Below are 1482 nucleotides of genomic sequence, written 5' to 3'. Positions count from 1 at the left end.
TGCGCAGCGAGCTGGAACAAGCCGAGCGCCGCGGCGTACGGCTGCTCTGGGCGTTCGATGGCGGCAATGCCGCAAGCCCTTACCTTCAGTGGCCGCTTCTTGGAGAGCGGGAGGAAGCCGAAGGACGGAAGTTCTCCTTTGTGATCGACCGCAGCTGGTGTATGCTCGGCATGCGCGGCGGCGAAGGAGATGGGACGGTCCAGGCGGTCGTTACGGAGCACCGGGTGCTGGTAGAGCTTCTCCTGGGCCATTTTACTCAGGAAATGGTGCTGTTTGAGCTGGAACAGGATATGGGGCCCGAATTGGAACGGCGCTACGGCCACCGCTACGGGAGCATATACCGCAAATACATCGGAAGTGACGAAGAAGACGAAGAGGACCTTATGGAGATCCAAACTCCAGGGAACACTCGGGATGGCAGCTAGCGTAAGCTGGAATATCCCAAACTATGCCAGGAGGTGAAGAAGAATGGAGTGTATCGTTCATTTTGAGGTGCTGCATTCGAGCGGTCCAAAATCGCTGCGGGGTCTGCTGTTCATTGAAGAGGGAGCGGTTCCGGATGAGAAGCAGCTGATTGACATGTTCAAGGAGATGAAATTCGACGTAAGATTGGACGACCGGGAGAAGCTGATTTTCAAGCCTGTGGACCCGGGTGCCGACTATTCCCAAATCCGGATTACGGAATATGACGCCGGCGGCGGGAAGTCCGGGGAGGATCATGATTTAAAATCCATCGTTGGCAACCTCCTGCCGCAGAAGCCGACAGGTCTTTGATGCGGCTTTCGAACGACCCGTTCTCTCCTCTGGAACCACAGAGGAAGAATGGGTCTTTCCTACAGCTGAGTTTTACGGGATAGGAGAAGGAGGACTACATATGGAATTATTAAAGCAAAAGGTAATGAACGAAGGCATTGTGCTTGCCAAGGGTGTTCTGAAGGTGGACTCTTTTCTCAATCACCAGATGGACCCGTTCCTGATGCGTGAAATCGGGCGCGAGTTCAAGGAGCGGTTCGCGGAAGAAGGGATTACAAAGGTGCTGACCATTGAATCCTCGGGCATTGCTCCAGGTATTATGGCGGCGCTGGAGTTCGGGGTTCCGCTTATATTCGCGCGCAAGCAGAAATCACTGACCTTGACGGAGGATATTTTCGTGGAGAAGGTCTATTCTTTCACCAAAAAAGAGACCAATGAAATCACCGTCTCCAAAAAGTTCGTCGGTTCGGGCGAGCGGGTGCTGATCGTCGATGATTTCCTGGCTAACGGCGAGGCCGCATTCGGATTGGCGCGGATAGTGGAGCAGGCGGGCGCTTCGGTGGCCGGCATCGGCATCGTCATTGAAAAGTCTTTCCAGCCCGGAAGAAAGCTGCTTCAGGAAGCGGGCTATCGTGTGGAGTCGCTCGTGCGTATCGCCTCGCTGGAGGACGGGAAGGTTACCTTCGTCGGGGAGGAGTAGGCGGCTATTGCCGTGTGATCCGCTCAATC

2 protein-coding genes and 1 pseudogene are annotated in these 1482 nt (G+C 55.1%); all 3 read left to right on the top strand.

Annotation, left to right across the window (positions count from 1 at the left end; all coding sequences use genetic code 11):
• Window positions 1-425, top strand: a pseudogene (locus tag L691_RS32940) (TrmB family transcriptional regulator); the annotation flags it as partial.
• Between the two features lie 43 nt (window positions 426-468).
• On the top strand, window positions 469-774 hold the full coding sequence (locus tag L691_RS0117785) for a hypothetical protein (protein WP_025691768.1): 306 nt from the start codon (window positions 469-471) through the stop codon (window positions 772-774).
• A gap of 100 nt (window positions 775-874) precedes the next feature.
• Entirely contained in the window at window positions 875-1453 is a 579-nt protein-coding gene (locus tag L691_RS0117780; RefSeq protein WP_025691767.1) for a xanthine phosphoribosyltransferase, read from the top strand.
• The last annotated feature ends 29 nt before the right edge of the window (window positions 1454-1482 follow it).

Origin of the sequence: Paenibacillus zanthoxyli JH29, from assembly GCF_000520715.1 — a bacterium.
GTDB classification, from domain to species: domain Bacteria; phylum Bacillota; class Bacilli; order Paenibacillales; family Paenibacillaceae; genus Paenibacillus_AQ; species Paenibacillus_AQ zanthoxyli.
This window is presented reverse-complemented; position numbering and strand designations above follow the sequence as displayed.

Bases quoted from the DNA above. Each gene is read 5' to 3' on its own strand.
- L691_RS0117785 (WP_025691768.1), top strand. From the start codon at position 469: ATGGAGTGTATCGTTCATTTTGAGGTGCTGCATTCGAGCGGTCCAAAA.
- L691_RS0117780 (WP_025691767.1), top strand. From the start codon at position 875: ATGGAATTATTAAAGCAAAAGGTAATGAACGAAGGCATTGTGCTTGCC.